The sequence below is a fragment of the Sediminibacterium ginsengisoli genome (assembly GCF_900167075.1).
GTDB lineage: Bacteria > Bacteroidota > Bacteroidia > Chitinophagales > Chitinophagaceae > Sediminibacterium > Sediminibacterium ginsengisoli.
In genome coordinates, this window is record NZ_FUWH01000014.1 from 67088 (window position 1) to 84566 (window position 17479).

General features: G+C 45.9%; 17 protein-coding genes. 7 read left to right on the forward strand and 10 right to left on the reverse strand.

The genetic code is table 11. The annotated features are described in order from the left end of the window. Window positions 1-99 precede the first annotated feature (99 nt). From B5D42_RS17155 to thrS, 8 genes are all read right to left on the reverse strand, one after another. Complete coding sequence (locus tag B5D42_RS17155) at window positions 100-849, reverse strand: L,D-transpeptidase family protein (protein ID WP_078832772.1); 750 nt, start codon at window positions 847-849, stop codon at window positions 100-102. 178 nt (window positions 850-1027) lie between these two features. After that, window positions 1028-2158 carry a 4-hydroxyphenylpyruvate dioxygenase gene (gene hppD, locus B5D42_RS17160; protein WP_078832773.1) on the reverse strand — a complete coding sequence of 377 codons (1131 nt, stop codon included), beginning with the start codon at window positions 2156-2158 and terminating at the stop codon, window positions 1028-1030. A 185-nt stretch (window positions 2159-2343) separates the two neighbouring features. After that, the gene (locus B5D42_RS17165; RefSeq protein WP_078832774.1) at window positions 2344-2802 is read right to left on the reverse strand and encodes a nuclear transport factor 2-like protein; all 459 of its coding nucleotides are present in this window, start codon (window positions 2800-2802) and stop codon (window positions 2344-2346) included. A 90-nt stretch (window positions 2803-2892) separates the two neighbouring features. Beyond that, window positions 2893-4323: a type III PLP-dependent enzyme domain-containing protein gene (locus tag B5D42_RS17170; protein WP_078832775.1), complete on the reverse strand. Its 1431-nt coding sequence runs from the start codon at window positions 4321-4323 to the stop codon at window positions 2893-2895. 138 nt (window positions 4324-4461) lie between these two features. Continuing rightward, complete coding sequence (gene rplT / locus B5D42_RS17175; protein ID WP_078832776.1) at window positions 4462-4806, reverse strand: 50S ribosomal protein L20; 345 nt, start codon at window positions 4804-4806, stop codon at window positions 4462-4464. 85 nt (window positions 4807-4891) lie between these two features. Then, window positions 4892-5092, reverse strand: coding sequence for a 50S ribosomal protein L35 (rpmI, locus tag B5D42_RS17180; RefSeq protein ID WP_078832777.1), 201 nt, complete (start codon window positions 5090-5092; stop codon window positions 4892-4894). Between the two features lie 169 nt (window positions 5093-5261). Next, on the reverse strand, window positions 5262-5837 hold the full coding sequence (gene infC, locus B5D42_RS17185; RefSeq protein WP_078832778.1) for a translation initiation factor IF-3: 576 nt from the start codon (window positions 5835-5837) through the stop codon (window positions 5262-5264). A gap of 56 nt (window positions 5838-5893) precedes the next feature. Continuing rightward, window positions 5894-7831, reverse strand: coding sequence for a threonine--tRNA ligase (gene thrS / locus B5D42_RS17190; protein ID WP_078832779.1), 1938 nt, complete (start codon window positions 7829-7831; stop codon window positions 5894-5896). Window positions 7832-7984: 153 nt separating this feature from the next. On the opposite strand from thrS, the gene B5D42_RS17195 reads away from it, so the two are divergent. Continuing rightward, on the forward strand, window positions 7985-9208 hold the full coding sequence (locus B5D42_RS17195; protein ID WP_078832780.1) for a hypothetical protein: 1224 nt from the start codon (window positions 7985-7987) through the stop codon (window positions 9206-9208). A gap of 945 nt (window positions 9209-10153) precedes the next feature. On the opposite strand, the gene B5D42_RS17200 is transcribed toward B5D42_RS17195, so the two are convergent. Continuing rightward, the gene (locus B5D42_RS17200; RefSeq protein WP_078832783.1) at window positions 10154-10735 is read right to left on the reverse strand and encodes a DUF3347 domain-containing protein; all 582 of its coding nucleotides are present in this window, start codon (window positions 10733-10735) and stop codon (window positions 10154-10156) included. Window positions 10736-10821: 86 nt separating this feature from the next. Between B5D42_RS17200 and B5D42_RS17205 the strand changes: the two genes are divergently transcribed. The 3 genes from B5D42_RS17205 (at window position 10822) to B5D42_RS17215 (ending at window position 14037) form a co-directional block, all read left to right on the forward strand. Then, complete coding sequence (locus B5D42_RS17205) at window positions 10822-12762, forward strand: ABC-F family ATP-binding cassette domain-containing protein (RefSeq protein ID WP_139367226.1); 1941 nt, start codon at window positions 10822-10824, stop codon at window positions 12760-12762. A 184-nt stretch (window positions 12763-12946) separates the two neighbouring features. Continuing rightward, the gene (locus B5D42_RS17210) at window positions 12947-13333 is read left to right on the forward strand and encodes a hypothetical protein (RefSeq protein WP_078832784.1); all 387 of its coding nucleotides are present in this window, start codon (window positions 12947-12949) and stop codon (window positions 13331-13333) included. Window positions 13334-13836: 503 nt separating this feature from the next. Next, window positions 13837-14037, forward strand: coding sequence for a hypothetical protein (locus B5D42_RS17215; protein WP_078832786.1), 201 nt, complete (start codon window positions 13837-13839; stop codon window positions 14035-14037). 76 nt (window positions 14038-14113) lie between these two features. Here B5D42_RS17215 and B5D42_RS17220 read toward each other — a convergent pair whose 3' ends face one another. Then, window positions 14114-14620 (reverse strand): GNAT family N-acetyltransferase, encoded by a 507-nt coding sequence (locus tag B5D42_RS17220; protein WP_078832787.1) that lies wholly within the window; start codon window positions 14618-14620, stop codon window positions 14114-14116. Window positions 14621-14847: 227 nt separating this feature from the next. Between B5D42_RS17220 and B5D42_RS17225 the strand changes: the two genes are divergently transcribed. From B5D42_RS17225 to B5D42_RS17230, 3 genes are all read left to right on the forward strand, one after another. Next, on the forward strand, window positions 14848-15876 hold the full coding sequence (locus B5D42_RS17225) for a S41 family peptidase (protein WP_078832788.1): 1029 nt from the start codon (window positions 14848-14850) through the stop codon (window positions 15874-15876). Window positions 15877-16223: 347 nt separating this feature from the next. Then, window positions 16224-16391: a hypothetical protein gene (locus tag B5D42_RS17955; RefSeq protein ID WP_176113052.1), complete on the forward strand. Its 168-nt coding sequence runs from the start codon at window positions 16224-16226 to the stop codon at window positions 16389-16391. 99 nt (window positions 16392-16490) lie between these two features. After that, window positions 16491-16862 (forward strand): hypothetical protein, encoded by a 372-nt coding sequence (locus tag B5D42_RS17230; RefSeq protein WP_139367227.1) that lies wholly within the window; start codon window positions 16491-16493, stop codon window positions 16860-16862. Window positions 16863-17479: the final 617 nt, after the last annotated feature.

The window sequence follows — 17479 nt, forward strand, 5'->3', positions numbered from 1 at the left end:
CAGCGAGAGAAGAAAGCCGAGGTCAGCAGCCTGAGCGACCATAAGCAACGAATTTGAAGTGGCTTAGAGAATCGAAATATCTTCCAAACACCTCATCCGCTAAAGCATCACGTATTCGCCTTTTTTGTTTACGGAGATCAGCGGGAGTTTTTTGTGAGCTTCAAAATAATCAAACACTTCTTTCAGCCGTGTGGTGAAAGATTGGTATTCTTTGTCTTCTTTTGTTGCTTTCTGCAGGTATTCCTTGCTTTTATCCACGTTATAACGGATCGGGTAAATATGTACCGGAATAAAATCCTGTCCCTGGTTACGCGCATAGGAAGCCATCAGGTAGAGTTCATCAATATTATCCTGGATCGGGATGCAGCCTACTGTGATACAACTGCCATGTATATAGATCTCGCTTCCGGGCTTTGCAGAATCGCTCAGCAGCTGGTCTGAAATATTCGGGTAATTCAAACCCAGCGACATGTAATAATTGCTCTTGGGATTGAATTGATTGATATAATAGAACCCTTCCGGCACCTGGTAATCACCCTCAATGCGCTTCGGCCCCATTGAGCCTGAAAGCGCGCAGACCTTGTACGTTTTAAACAGTTTGAACGATTCATTCTGGCTGTTGCGCACCCATACTTCCAGCTGGCTGTCGTATTTGAAACTACGCAGGTAGATCTGTTTGGCAGGCCATGTTAAATTGGCTTTTGCAAACTGCTTTTTAAGCGTGTCTTCCTTCTGTTTGATAGCATTGGCTACGCGCGGATAACTGCGCTGTCCATCCATAAAAGACGACTGTGCCGTGAGAAATGTTGTTGCTAAAAGCGAACAGGCGAGAACGAACAGGGATTTCATAACATCGAAAATAAGAAATGAGGTTATTTTAAACCGTTAAAAATCTTAACACTATTAAAAACGCCGGATTGTTTAACAAATTGCATGAACACATTTAATAAATATATCATATTCATCAAATAAAAGCTGCGGTTTCCGGAATGGCCCCCGCAGCTTTTGTTGATTAAACGACCTTTAGTCAGAGGTTGCCACGCAGTTCCTGTTCTCTTTCGATGGCTTCAAAAAGAGCTTTGAAGTTTCCTTTTCCGAAGCTTTTGGCGCCTTTGCGCTGGATGATCTCGAAGAATAAGGTTGGCCTGTCTTCCACCGGCTTGGTGAAGATCTGGAGCAGGTAACCTTCATCATCGCGGTCTACGAGGATGCCCAGTTTGCTCAGCGGTTCGAGGTCTTCATCGATATGTCCTACCCTTTCTACCAGTTCTTCATAATAAGAAGTAGGCACTTTCAGGAACTCCACACCACGGTCCTGCAGTTCCGTCACGGTTTTCACGATATCGCTGGTGGCAAGCGCCACGTGCTGACATCCTTCACCATTGTAGAACTCCAGGTATTCTTCCACCTGTGATTTTTTCTTTCCTTCTGCCGGTTCGTTGATCGGGAATTTCACATAGCCATTACCGTTACTCATCACTTTACTCATGAGCGCAGAATATTCGGTTGAAATATCGTTATCGTCGAACGAGAGAATATTACGGAATCCCATCACATCCTCATAAAATTTCACCCAGGGATTCATCTGGTTCCAGCCCACATTACCCACGCAGTGATCTACGTACAGCAGCCCTGTCTCGCCAGGATTATAATCGCTTTTCCACTCCCTGTAACCAGGCATGAAAGCGCCATTGTAATTTTTTCTTTCGATGAAGAGATGTACGGTATCCCCGTAAGTATGGATCCCGCTCATTACAACGGTACCCTGTTCGTCGGTAAGTGTTACCGGCTCCATATAACTTCTGGCTCCGCGGCTGGTTGTCTGTTTCCATGCATCTGTAGCGTCATCCACACGAAGGGCCAGGCTTTTCACACCGTCTCCATGCTGGTAAATATGATCAGCGATCGGGTTATTGATACGCAGCGGTGTGGTAAACACGAATGTCAGCTTCTGCTGCCTTACAGCATAGCTGGCCCTGTCTTTCACACCTGTTTCCGGGCCTGCATATGCAAGGCTCTGGAAACCGAATGCGGTCTTATAAAAATGGGCGGCCTGTTTGGCATTGCCTACATAAAATTCTACGTAATCTGTTCCCTGCAAAGGCAGGAAATCTTGCGTGGCGGGTATTGACGCGGGTTGAGCAGTTACCTGTTCCATAAAATGATAAGATTGAATTTGAATAATGGCTGAACGTTTGCCGTTGCCGGCGGGATGGATCAGTGACGGGGATCCATTGCCAGTGTTTCCATGAGGAGACAATAGCAATAACGTTTATCATCAAATATCTTATGCGGATAATCTGGTAACATTCTGCTCAAAAATAAGGATAAAAGCGGATAAACTTATTCGCAGGCCTGTTTCCGCCGGGTATCTATCAGGTACTGGATCTTCCATACACCATTGATACGGATCAGCTGGAACGAATTCACGCCACAATGGCTGAACTGACCGTTGAGGTAAAATTTATAGGGCGTCCAGGCTGTGGCGAGGTTGGCATCTGTTTTAACTACATCGTAGGTTATGCGTTCGTCGGCCGAGTTTTTCGCGATCGTGGAGATCATTTTCGTGAAAGCACTTACCGATTCTGTTTTGATCACGGTTGCCCCGGTTTTATCGCGACCGATCGTTTGCAGGATGGCGCTGTCTGCAAAACATTCCTGCATCATATTTCCGTCTGCGGCTTTCATGGCCTGGAATAATTTGTCGATGGTCTGTTTTACGGAATCCACGGCTGTCTGCGCATGTAAACGGGTAGCTCCGAAAGCGATCAGGGCGCAGCAGAGCAGGGTCATTTTTTTCATTACAATCGTTTTGCCGAAAGTAAAACAGAAGGCTCCGGCTGGAATTACCGCTTATAAAAAATCCCGCCGGGTGGCGGGATCTGAAATCTTTTAACGGAGATAACCCAGGATCTTAAGCATACTCTGTGCCGTTTGTTCCTTGGCATAGAGCCAGTCTACCAGTTTCCCGTTCTTATCATGCTCTACGATCACATGTTTCGGGGATGGGATCAGGCAGTGCTTGATGCCGCCATAACCGCTGATCTGGTCCTGGTAAGCACCTGTATGGAAAAATCCGACATACAACGGCTCCTTATTCGTCTGCTCTTCCTTGGGATCGGTAGACGTAAGCTTTGGCAGGAACACTTCGTTGATATGTTCTTCCGAATCGTAATAATCGTGACTGTCGCAGGTAATACCGCCCAAAACTACCCGCTGGTATTCATTATCCCATTTATTGATCGGCAGCATCAGGAATTTCTCACCGATGCCCCAGGTATCAGGCAGGGTTGTAATGAAAGAAGAATCGATCATATACCAGCACTCGCGGTCGTTCTGGATCTTCTGTGTGAGTACGCTGTAAATATGTGCCATGCTCTCTCCTACTGTATAGCTGCCGAATTCGGTATATATATTCGGCATCGGCACTTTCGCTTTTTTACAGGCTTTTTTGATGTTACTCACGATCTCGTTGATCATGAACTGGTAATCGTATTCAAAACCGAGCGAGTGTTTGATGGGGAATCCGCCACCGATATTGATGGAATCCAGTTCAGGACAGATCTTCTTCAGCTGGCAGTAAAGATTGATGATCTTATTCAGTTCAGACCAGTAATAGATATCGTCTTTGATACCCTTGTTCAGGAAGATATGCAGCATTTTGAGCTGGAACTTTTCTTCGTTGCCCTCAATTTCATCCACATAGAATTCCAGGATATCTTTTGCCCTGATGCCCAGCCTGGACGTATAAAAAGGGAAATTAGGCTCTTCTTCTGCTGCTACCCGGATACCAAGGCGGAACGGCTGCTTTACCGATCTTTTATAAGACTGGAGCTCTTCCTTGTTATCGAGGATAGGGATCACATTCTTGAAACCGGAATTGATCAGCTTCGCGATGCGTGATGTGTATGATTTCTGTTTATACCCGTTGCAGATAATAAAAGTTTCCTTGTTGATCTTACGGCGCTGGTAGAGACGGTTGATGATCTCGATATCATACGCATAAGAAGTTTCAAGGTGAATATTATGCTTGAGCGCTTCTTCCACCACAAAGGAGAAATGCGAGCTTTTGGTACAATAGCAATAATAATACTGCCCCTCGTACTTATGCTTTTTAAAAGCATTGGCGAACATTCCTTTCGCTTTGTTGATCTGCATACCTATTTTAGGCAGGTAGGTCAGCTTCATGGGTGTTCCGTACTTGGCAATCAGGGCCTTCAGATCCAGGCCGTTGAACTCAAGGTAACCATTGTCATTCACATCAAATCCTTCCTGCGGAAAATGGAAGGTCTGGTTCACCAGCGAGGTGTAGGTATTGTTCATTCTACGGGTTAGTTATTATGCTGTAAACAAGAGTTTTACTTTTCGCTGCACAAAAATAATAGTTTGCAGGTTCTTACTACAAAAAAAGCCGGAAGTAATAGTATTACCTCCGGCCTTTATTAGCTGTATTCGTTTCATTTATTTTACAGAATCCACCAGTGCTTTGAAGCTGGCAGGTTCGTTCATAGCCAGGTCAGCCAATACTTTACGGTTCAGTTCGATACCTTTTGTATTCAGCTTGTTGATAAACTGGCTGTAAGTAAGGCCTTCTGCCCTTACTGCTGCGTTGATACGCGCGATCCACAACTGGCGGTACTCGCGTTTTTTCAGTTTACGGCCTACATAGCTGTAGGTCATACCTTTTTCAACAATGTTTTTTGCTACGGTATATACGTTTTTACGTTTACCATAAAAACCTTTGGCCTGGTCGAGGATTCTTTTCCTCCTTGCTCTTGATGCTACTGCATTTACTGAACGTGGCATAATATCTTTTTTTGAAGCGGGTACGGATACCGGCGCTGTTTTTTTAAATTAATTGCGCCCTTTCGGGGATGGTTCGGCAGATAAATTAACCTTTCAAACCTAATAAACGAAGAACGAAGTCTTTGTTGGTTGATCCTACAAGTCCTTTCTGACGTAAAGACCTCTTACGTTTTTTGGATTTCTTGGTAAGGATGTGACGTTTGAATGCTTTCTGGAATGTGATCTCACCGCTTCCGGTTACCTTGAAGCGCTTCTTTGCGCTTGAGTTTGTTTTTACCTTTGGCATTTGAATAATCTGTTTAAGATTACACCCTGCTGGCGCCGTACCACCTGGTACGAACTTGTTGGGCCATTTGGGAAATTGGGCTGCAAAAGTAAGCAAAAGATCTTATTTTCCAAGCCTTACCCATAAAAAAAGAACCCCGAAAGGGGTTCCCTGAAGCTTTTCAGCCGCTTTATTTCTTTTTTGTGGCCGTTTTTGGCGTAAAAATCGCAAACATCCGCTTCCCTTCCAGCTTGGGCATGCTTTCCAGCGAACCCGCTTCCGCCAGGCGCTCAGCGAACTTCAGCAGCAGCAGCTGGCCCCTGTCCTGGAACATGATCGCACGGCCCTTGAACTGTACATAGGCTTTCACCTTGTTACCGTCTTTCAGGAATTTTTCTGCGTGTTTGGCTTTGAAATCAAAGTCGTGGTCGTCTGTACCCGGTGTAAAACGGATCTCTTTTACCTCACTCTGTTTAGAGTTGGCTTTCATTTCTTTTTCCTTACGCTTTTTCTCGTAAAGGAATTTTTTATAATCGATCACCTTGCACACCGGAGGATCTGCCGTTGGCGAGATCTCTACCAGGTCAAGCTCCTGTTCCTGCGCTATTTTTAAAGCTTCCTGTGTTGAATAAACGCCCACGGTTACGTTATCTCCTACCAGACGAACCTGTGGTACCCGGATTCTTTCGTTGATACGATGTTCAGGCTCCGGCTGCCTGTTAAACCTGGGATTGAATCTTCCGCCCCCTCTTGGTGGTAATGCCATTAAGACTTGTTTTGTTTATAATTTGTTTTGTTGTTAAAGATAGTTATAGTTCGCGATTATTCGCCTGATTTGCGTTCCCGAATTTCTTCGGTAATGCTGTTCACGAATGCCTGCAGTTCCACACTACCCATATCGCCCTTACCCTGTCTGCGTACAGAGAGCTTGTTCTCAGCTACTTCTTTCTCTCCTATCACCAGCATATAAGGCACTTTCATCAGTTCTGTATCACGGATCTTTTTACCGATCTTTTCGCTGCGGTCATCTATTTCCACTCGTACACCCGCATTTTTCAGCGCTGCATTCACCTGGTTGGCATAATCCATGAACTTATCGCTGATCGGCAGGATCTTTACCTGCAGCGGCGCCAGCCATACCGGGAACTTACCCGCGTAATGCTCCAGCAGAAAGCCGATGAAACGCTCGTGCGTTCCCAGAGGCGCGCGGTGTATGATCAGCGGAATTTCCGGTTCATTTTCCTTATTGGTGAACGACAGCTTGAAACTCCTCGGCTGTGCAAAATCTACCTGGTTGGTTGCCAGCGTAAATTCCCTGCCGATCGCACTCCAGATCTGCACATCTATTTTCGGACCGTAAAACGCGCCTTCACCCTTCACTTCCACAAACGGCACTCCGGTTTCGATCAGTACATTTCTCACCAGCTCTTCTGTTTCGAGCCAGAGTTCGGGTTCATTGATGTATTTCTGGCCCAGTTTCTCCGGATCATGCAGCGAAAGACGCATCACATACTTATCGATGCCGAAGATCTCGAAATATTTCAGGTACATCGCATTCACCGCCTTGAACTCTTCCATGAACTGCTCTTTCGAGCAATAAATATGGGCATCGTTCATATGCAGGCAACGTACGCGCATCAGGCCGAACAGTTCTCCGCTCTGCTCATAACGGTAACAGGTTCCGTATTCCGCAATGCGGTAAGGCAGGTCGCGGTAGCTTTTCGGCTCCGCATCAAAGATCTTGTGGTGATGCGGGCAGTTCATCGCTTTCAGGTAGTAACGCTCACCATCCATTTCCATAGGCGGGAACATACTGTCTGCATAATAAGGCAGGTGACCGCTGGTATGATACAGGTTCTCCTTGGCGATATGCGGTGTTACCACGCGCTTATAACCACCGGCACTTTCCGTTTCCTTTGCCAGTTTTTCCAGCTCTTCGATGATCACGGTACCATTCGGCATCCAGAGGATCAGCCCCTGGCCGATATCATCATTGGTAGTATAGATACTTAATTCCTTACCCAGTTTGCGGTGATCGCGCTTTTTCGCTTCTTCCAGCATGAGCAGGTATTCATCCAGTTCTTTCTGGTTAGGGAAGGTTACGCCATATACCCTTGTGAGCATTTTATTCTTCTCATCCCCTTTCCAGTAAGCACCCGAAACATTGGTCAGCTTGATCGCCTTGATAAAGCCGGTATTCGGGATATGTGGTCCGCGGCAGAGATCGGTAAATCCGCCCTGGGTATAAAAAGTGATCTCCCCGTCCTGCAGGTTCTGCAGCAGGTCTAATTTATATTCATCGCCTTTCTCTTCAAAATAAGCGATCGCGTCCTGCTTGGATATTTCCTTCCGCTCGTAACGGCTGTTGTTCTTCGCCAGTTCGTTCATCTTCTTCTCCAGCTTCGCGAGATCATCTTCCGTCAGCTGCCTTCCGCCCAGGTCCATATCATAATAGAATCCTTTATCCAGAGCCGGTCCTACCCAGAATTTCACTCCCGGGAACAACGCTTCCACCGCCTCGGCCAGCAAATGCGCCGAAGAATGCCAGAACGTACTTTTTCCATCCAGGTCTTCCCACGTCAGCAATTTCAGGGTAGCATCAGACGTGATAGGTCGCGTGGCGTCCCATACTTGTCCGTTAATACTGGCGGCCAGCACTTTTCTGGCCAGTCCTTCGCTGATCGATTTGGCAACGTCGAGCGCGGTTACGCCGCTTTCGTATTGCCTTACAGCACCATCCGGGAAACTGAGATTAATCATAACTATATTACTGCCTTTTAAATAAGGAATGCAAAAGTACAGGAAAGCTGCGAGCTTTAAAAAACGGCGGCTGTCATAACCCGGGTCAGATTGCCATTTTCTTTTAACGCTTCTTTATCAGCATACACTATATTGCGATCTTAGTTTTGTGGCATGAGATTGATTTTTACTCTTTTCTCTTTTTTATTGCTTTCCATAACCGCAGATGCGCAGAATATTACGGGCATCTGGAGGGGATACTTCAGCTCAGCCCGGGGTCTTTACCGTGAGGATGTGCGCGAAGAATACTATAAATATGAAGTTCAGATAGAGCAGCTGACCACCAATGGCGTAAAAGGCGTTACCTATTCTTATAAAACTACCGTGTTCTACGGCAAGGCCGAACTGCAGGGCATTTATTCACCGGAAGCGCAGTCGCTCACCATTAAAGAAACAAAGCTTACCGACCTGAAGATCGGCGATAAAAGCGAGCCCTGCCTTATGACCTGCTACCTCGATTATTCAAAAATGGGTAAACTTGAAGTGCTGCAGGGTACTTTTATTTCCGTGAATGCAAATACCAAAGCCGATTGCGGCAGCGGCAAGGTTTATCTTGAAAAAGTTCCGGTATCCGAATTCAAGAAAGAAGATTTTCTCCTGAAAAAGAAATTCCCGGATACACCCAAAAAAGAACCGGCGCCACTTACCAAATTACCCGTTCGACCTGCCAAACCTGCACCCAAAACAACACCGCCGGCTGCAAAAAACAATACTGTACCTAATAAAACTACGCCCGGCGCAACCAATAAAACACCGCTGACCACTCCGCGTAACCGCACACAGGCACCAGCGACCGGCAGGAACAATGCACCGGCAAAAAAACAGAACCAGCCCCAGGTGCGAACGCCTCAGGCCGAGAATAAAAGCACCAAACCGGCTGAACAAGTACCGGAAGCACGTTCGTGGAAGCAGGATACTGCAATAGTTATCCAGCCAGAGAAAAAGGAGCCGCCGCAACGTATACCGGTGCCGCGTGTACTTGCAGAACGTGAGAACAATCTCGTGAAGACCATTTATACCGATGAGGAAGATATCAATATCGCTATCTATGATAATGGTACCATCGACAACGATACCATCTCCCTTTATCATAATAACAGGCTGGCCATCAGTCATGGTAAACTTACCTACAATGCGCTTACGCTCAAATTCAGGTGCGACAAACAGGATCCGAGGCATGAGCTGGTGATGGTTGCCGAAAATATGGGTGAGATTCCGCCGAATACCGCCCTGATGGTGATCACGATCGGCAAGAACAAAAAAAGGATGGAGATCTTTCTGACCTCCACAGAAAAGAGAAACGCTAAAGTAGTGATCGAATACCGGCCGGGAGGTTAATGCGTCCGGTCAGCAGAGGAGCCTCTTTGGGTTCGGTACCCTGCGCAAGCTGAGTCCCCTTCGGGAGACGTCAGTGAGAGAAGATTGGCATTGACAAGCATCTTTAAAAATAGCAATAGCGTGCTGCGCTGAGTCCCCTTCGGGAGACGTCAGCGGTGAAGAATGATGCGAAGCTCATTTGTGCTGCCCTGAGCACCTCCGGGACATATCAGCGGAGACGTAAAATCGCTACGATCAACTGGCAACCAAAAGACCATACCAGTCTTTGCAGAGGAGCCTCTTTGGGTTCGGTACCGAGCGCAGGCGTAGGTAATAGAAAGGATGCGAAGCGCATTTCGATAGAGGCCAAAGAAGCGACGGCGCAAAGACGAGGCCCAGCGGCCTGAGCGACAAATCCCGGCACCTGCCTGAAATTGGCATTGACAAGCATCTTTAAAAATAGCAATAGCGTGCTGCGCTGAGTCCCCGTCGGGAGACGTCAGCGGTGAAGAATGATGCGAAGCTCATTTGTGCTGCCCTGAGCCCCTCCGGGAGATATCAGCGGAGACAGTAAAATCGCTACGATCAACTGGCAACCAAAAGACCATACCAGTCTTTGCAGAGGAGCCTCTTTGGGTTCGGTACCCAGCGCAAGCGTAGGTAATCGAAATGATGCGAAGCTCATTTCGATAGAGGCCAAAGAAGCGACGGCGCAAAGACGAGGCCCAGCGGCCTGAGCGACAAATCCCGGCACCTGCCTGAAATTGGCATTGACAAGCATCTTTTAAAATAGCAAGAGCGTGCTACGCTGAGTCCCCTTCGGGAGACGTCAGCGGTGAAGCTGAGCAATCGGCAGCAATGAATTTGAAATGGCTTAGAGAATCGCAATATCTTCCAAGCACCTGTGAACAGGACATAAAGAACGCCGGCCTCAAGCTTGAGACCGGCGTTCTTTGCAGAAGAAAATTATTGTTTCGGTCTGAAATCAATCGAATCGCGTACTTCTCCGCAACTCAGCATCTTTTTGGGCAGGTAAGGATTCTGGATATCGGAAGAATAACTCAGCCAGTGTGCGCCCTGATCGTTAAACGCCATGGGGCAGAATTCGTGGTAGATCACAGCGCGATCGTAGCGTACGGTCCTGATCAGGTCATACAACTGGTCGCTTACCATCTGGAAAGCTTTCCGCTGTTCTTCGATGTTCTTTTCACCGGCAAGGCCTTTGAGTTCGGCAGAAATTCCCTGGGCATAATTACCGGCAGTGAGTACAACAGTGCTGTCGGCCTTAAGCTCATCCAGTTTCAGGCTGTCTACCGCTCCCTGCAGGCTTTTTGCGGCGGAGAGGATATGCTCCCCATTTTCTGTGATGAAATTATCTTTCAGCATATAATAACTGCCGAGCACTTTGCCGAACGATTCGTTGAAGACTTCCGAGTTAGCGCTTTTTGCCAGCGGTTGTTGGGGAACGTCTTCCTTTTTGGTTTCTTTATCACCTCCCCCGCAGGCAGCCAGCAAGGCAAGGGATGCACAATAAATGATCTTTTTCATAAATATTTATTACCATTCAAAAATAAAGCAAATTGAAATGGCAGCAGTTTCCAATTACCTTTGCGGCCTTAAATACTTGTTAAGAGATGCTGATAGGATTGCAAAATGTAACTTTTGAATTTGGCGCCCGGGTGATCGTGGAAGACGCTACCTGGCATATTCAGCCCGGGGAGCGGATTGGCCTGGTGGGTTATAACGGTACCGGTAAATCTACCATTTTAAAGGTACTGGTAGGAGAATATACACCGTCGAAGGGTAGTGTGGAGAAAGGAAAAGATACTACCATCGGTTACCTGCACCAGGATCTGCTGAGTTTTGACACCAACGATAATATTACGGAAGTAGCCCTCGGCGCTTTTGAAAGGGTGCGTCAGCTGGAGAAAGACATAGAGCAACTGGGCAGCGAGCTTGAAAAAGATCCGGAAAATGAAGACCTGCTGATCCGTTACACAGACAGCCTGCACGAGCTGGATGTACTGGATGGCTACAATATACACCACAAAGCAGAAGAAGTACTGCATGGCCTGGGCTTCAGCAATGAAGACCTCGCCAGGCCCTACAAAGAGTTCAGCGGGGGCTGGCGTATGCGTGTGCTGCTTGCCAAAATGATCCTGCAGCAGCCGGATGTACTGCTGATGGATGAACCGACCAACCACCTTGACCTTCCTTCTATCGAATGGCTGGAGAAATACCTGCTGCATTATAAAGGCAGTGTTGTAATTGTGAGCCACGATAAGTTCTTCCTGAACAGGATGGTGAATAAGATCGTTGAAGTGTACCAGCAGGAACTGCATATCTACAGCGGAGATTATAATTATTACGAGCAGGAAAAAGCGCTGCGTATCGAAATGCAGCAGAAAGCATTCGAGAACCAGCAGGACTATATCCGCCAGCAGGAACGTTTTATCGAACGGTTCAAGGCCAAGGCAAGTAAAGCCGCACAGGCGCAAAGTATCCAGAAACGATTGGACAAGCTGGATAAGGTAGAAGATGTACAACTGGAGCGCCCGGACCTGCGTATCAATTTCCAGTTGGAAAAAGTACCGGGAAAAGTGCTGGTGGCATTGAAAGACGTTAGCAAGCAGTTTGGCAATATCCGCATCCTTTCACATACCGATGCAGAAATTGAAAGGGGCGATAAGATCGCACTGATCGGTGCCAACGGTAAAGGTAAATCCACTGCACTGCGCATTGTAGGCGGTACAGAATCTTTTGAAGGCGAGCGTGTATGGGGTCACAATGTGGAAGAAAGCTTTTACGCACAGCACCAGCTGGAAGCCCTGACACTCACCAATACCATCCTGGAAGAACTGCAGCAATGCGGCAGCAAGAAAACGGATGTGGAACTGCGCAGCTTACTGGGCGCATTTCTTTTTGGCGGTGAAGATGTGGAAAAGAAGATCCGGGTTCTGAGCGGAGGAGAAAAAGCAAGGGTTGCACTGGCCAAAACCATTGTGAGCAAAGCCAACTTCCTGATATTGGATGAGCCTACGAACCACCTGGACATGCACTCGGTTGAATTACTGGCAGAGGCACTGAACAAATATGCGGGTAGTTATATCCTGGTAAGCCACGACCGTTATTTTATTTCCAAAACGGCTAACAAGATCTGGGAGATCGTAGACAATAAGATCAAGGAATTCAAAGGCACTTACCAGGAATGGGTAGAATGGAATGAGCGCATGGCCAAACAGGCAGCTGCCAATCCTGCTCCTGCCGCAGCAGAACCGGTAAAGGCAGCGCCTGTGGTTAAAGAAACCAAACCACAGCAGACCAATATTGACCGTGAAGCACAGAAAGAGCTGCAGCGTCAGCAACGCAAACTGGCTACGCTGGAAACGGATATCAATAAAGCGAAAACAGAAAAGCAGCGCATTGAAGACAGCATGGGTAACCCTGAGATCTATGCCGACAAGCAGAAATTTGTAACCCTTGAGAACGATTATAAAAAGATCCAGGAACAACTTAATGCACTGAATAAAGAATACGAGACTGTATTTGAAAAAGTGATGGAACTGGAAGGCTAAAACAATCTTTCAACATTTAACAAAGAGCAAACCCTTATTGGTTTGCTCTTTTTTTTTACAAACAGGCTGATGATCAATTGTTTGGCTTTTGCGGCAAACTTTCAGTCAAAACAAACGAATTAAAATTTTAAAATATCAATAAATTTTATTATATTTATATATTAATCACCCTAAACTTTATTCTATGAAAGCAAAACTGATCGGCGTAATAGCCACGCTCCTGCTTTTCGTTTATGTGCCGGCAAAATCTGTCAGCAGCCATGTACTGGCACCCCCGATAGTACATGCCGGGCATTTTGTCTCCATGGCAACAGACGGGAATTATTACCAGGTAGATTTTTCGTTCAATCTTTCAACCCAGGCATTTGGTTATATTGATGTTACCCCGCTGAGCGGAAGCGGAGGTCCTTTCACCGGTACAGTCGTAGCGGGAAGCGCCAGTTCCATCCCTTCAGGAGGTTCTGGCATTAATACAAGTATATCACCGTTGCTTACAATTGAATTTACACGCTCCGGTTCATTGCATGCGGTATATGCAGATCCTGACCAGTATATTCCATGGGATTTTTAACCCGTCAGTTTTACAAACCCCGGTGATACGCAAAACCGGGGTTTATTTTTTTCATCAGTTTTTGATGAGCGGTTTTGAACCCTGAAGTTGTTTATTACCTTTATTGCGATGAGAGTTGCGGCTTACATATTTACCTTTCTGACGGTACTGTTTACCCTCCAGCCGTTAATTGCGAGGTGTGCCGAACAGCGGGCAGCATCTTCTCTCAAAGCCTGTTGTAAGAAAACAGAAAAATGTCATTCCCGAAAAGCAGCGCGCGGATCAGAGAATAAAGGCTGCGATAAGACCACGGGATGCAATCCTTTTGCGGGTTGTTCCGGGGTGCAGTATCTTCCTGCAGAAAAAACAACACTTAAGGATTTTATCATTGTTATTAAGATCGTCCTTCAGCCGCAATATGCTGAAAACACGATACCAGGTTATACAACTGATTTCTGGCAGCCGCCCGAGCTTTCTTTCATTTGAATTGATCCAACATTTTTTAAAACATTAAACTCCATCAAATGAAAAAAGTAATGATGGCCCTGATCGCATTTGCAATGATCAGCGGCGTAGCTGTGGCTTCAGGCAATAAAAATGAAAAGAAAGCCGAAACCAAAAAAGAAACAAAAGCATGTGCCAAGAAAGAATGCAAGGATAAAAAATCCTGCACGAAAGACTGTTCAAAGTCTGGCAAGCCTTCTACCTGCGGTAAGAAGTGTTAAGCACATTTGAATAATGTCCGCCCGCCGAACGCAAGTGAGGCGGGCTTTTTTATGACCCAGGCCCGGGCAATGATGATCATGCGTCCAGTTCAAACAAACTAACCTTATCCAGTTTATAGTGATCAGGCAACCCATTTACATCTTTCAGCTGTACCATTCCTAAAAAACGGAAGCCGCTTTCCTGGTAATGTTCAATCAGTTTACGATTCTCTCCCACTGTATCCAGGCGTACATATTTTCTGTTGTTTACCCTGGCATATTCTTTTGCCCATTGAACGATCTCTTTCACCAGGTGCCTGCCTCTGAATGCAGGAACAGTTGTGATACGATGAATGTAAACGGAAGGTTCGGCATCTTTTTCTTCCCAGATCTGCGGATCGTTCCAGGTAGTAGCCCAGATACAGGCCAGCTCGCCATCGATCAGCATTTTCCATTGCCGTCCTTCAGCGATCTCCTGCTCTACCATTTTGCGGTCGAATTCGGGAAAAGAAACATAGAACCGCTCTTTCATGTATTTGGAAGCCATCCGGTAGAGCTCGAAAATAACTTCTATGTCTTGTAGTGTACTGTTGTGTATTTCCATGAGTAAAATTAATGTGCGGGATGAAGGTGGGACAAGATTGATTGATAAACGGCGTAAAGAAGAATAGAACTTGTTTCGTTCCGGAAAACAAGCTGACTGTTTTTTACAACCTCACGGAAAAAAGGGTCATGCGCGTTGTATCCGTTTACCGCCTGCCACTATGCGCCGCCACTTGACATAAAAGATCATTACCAAAGCGCTCTTTTCGATTCTTTTGAAGAAAAAAAATGAGATTTCACTATATTATCTGCATCCTGTTCCTATCGTTCTCTGCAGGTGCCGCAGCGCAACCGGCATCAGATTCATTGCGCAAAATTGTTGACCAGAGCCTGCAGCTCATGGAAGAGAATTCGCTTCACAGAAGTGAGATCAACTGGAAAGATTTCAGGAAGAAGGTTTATAAGCAAACAGCAGGTATTAACAATCTGGATAGCCTGATCAATCAATACCCGTTATTCTTTAAATGGCTGAACGACTTCCACGGAGCTGTTACATTGGATGGCAGGTGGATCAAATGGCGGGAAGGCAAGCCGCTTCGTCCTTTAAATGCCATGATCGATTCTGTTCTGACCAAAGGCCCGCGATTGAAAGTTGCCAGGTTCGGAGATATCGGTTATTACAGGGTACCATCGCCTACGGTGCTGGCCAATGAAATTCCTAAAGCAACACAACGTTATGCAGACAGTCTTTGCACGATCGATCCCGCAACTGTAAAAGCCTGGATCATTGATCTGCGTACAAATACCGGGGGAAATTTCTGGCCGATGGTTACCAGCATCGCAACAGTACTGGGAGATGGTGTTATAGGAGGCATTAAATATATCGACAACCGAAAGACATCGGATAATTATATCGAACAAGGTAAAGTATATGCAAATAATCAGTTTTATACCATACCTGATAATAAATGTGCGGTATCGCCATCAGGTTTACCAGTAGTTGTTCTTGTAAGTGGGGCTACGGGAAGTTCCGGAGAGAGCATGGCGCTGGCATTTAAAGGGCGGCCAAACACGATCATGGTCGGGGAAACAACATCGGGTTATGTTACCTCCAATAATAACTGGGCATTGCATCCGCGTGTGAATCTTTTTCTTGCGACCGGGTTTATGAAAGACCGGAAGGGGCAGCATTACACGGATGGAATTATACCGGATGTTGAGATCAGGGATGGCGATGATCTTTACGATATGAAGAACGACCGGAAGATCCGTTATGCGATTGAATGGCTGAATAAGAAGCTGGATAAGTCAAAGTAACATGACCATACACGTCATTCGTAACATTGGTTAAAGGCATAGATTAGTGTGTGATCAATGATCAATGTTTATTCCAACCCGTCTTTAATTAATCTTTACTTATTCATAATCAATGATTTACAACTGATCAAAAAGTTACATTTACAACAAATCACAGAATATCAATAAAATGTCCTATATTTGTACAAGATAACACTTGAGTTGTTAGCATTCACATATAGATATTTCCTTAAGGCTACTCCTCCACGGCCTGCAGTTAGTTTCCTGTAATTGCTCCTCAGTTTTTTTTACAATCAGCATGTCTCCTGACAGGTTATCGTCATGAATATGCATTAAACACGAATCAAATGAAGACGAACGAAACACAAAATGGTTTCGGCGTCGGCTTTATCGGGATACAATACCTTGCCCAGAAGTTTAACCGCTCTGCGCAAGTGATACTTGAACTGTTTATTGACAGTGATTATTCGATTAGCCGCACGGCTGAACACCTTGAGAAACTGGAAGCAAATTAATTGCTTCCTTTTTTTATGCGCAACCTTTTGGAAAGTTCCGGACCTTTCCAAAAGGTAATCACGAACGCCATCTTCCCGCTTACAATTTATTTTAGTACCATGAAAAAGCAAATGCCTTTCGATTTCATATTGAACTATCTTCCGCGTAACCTGGTTATTCAGCCTGCGATCGGGATGTTTTATATTTATTGTCATCAGCAGATTGTACTGATCGCAAGGCAAACAGCAAAAAACAAACAGTACAATGGTCTCTGGATCGCCACCAACCGGGAAGATCATGTAAGCCTCAAAGCGGCAATACCAGCGCTTAGCGATTTTGTTTTTGATAAAGGCGAAGGAATTGATTCTGCCTGGTTATTGCTCAGCGAAGAGCATGATGATTTCGAGCGGGCTGCAGCTGAAGTTTGTGAATTGATCTCAAAACGGGATAAAAAGATCGGGCGGGTTACGAAGAAGAGTCAATCGTTGTAGATAAAAATCCTAGAGAACTATCCTGACAATAAACATAGCTACCTCCATGCCATCAACTTTTGGAAAGTTCCGGAACTTTCCAAAAGTTATATTCACTGGATCGCCACCAACCGGGAAGATCATGTAAGCCTCAAAGCGGCAATACCAGCGCTTAGCGATTTTGTTTTTGATAAAGGCGAAGGAATTGATTCTGCCTGGTTATTGCTCAGCGAAGAGCATGATGATTTCGAGCGGGCTGCAGCTGAAGTTTGTGAATTGATTTCAAAACGGGATAAAAAGATCGGGCGGGTTACGAAGAAGAGTCAATCGTTGTAGATACAATCCCGGAGAGCTCTCCTGACAATAAACATAGCTACCTCCATGCCGTCAACTTTTGGAAAGTTCCGGAACTTTCCAAAAGTTATATTCACTGGATCGCCACCAACCGGGAAGATCATGCAGGCCTCAAAGCAGCAATACCTGCACTCAGCGATTTTGTTTTTGATGAAGGCGAAGGAATTGATTCTGCCTGGTTATTGCTCAGCGAAGAGCATGATGATTTCGAGCGTGCTGCAGCTGAAGTTTGTGAATTGATTTCAAAACAGGATAAAAGGATCGGGCGGGTTACGAAGAAGAGT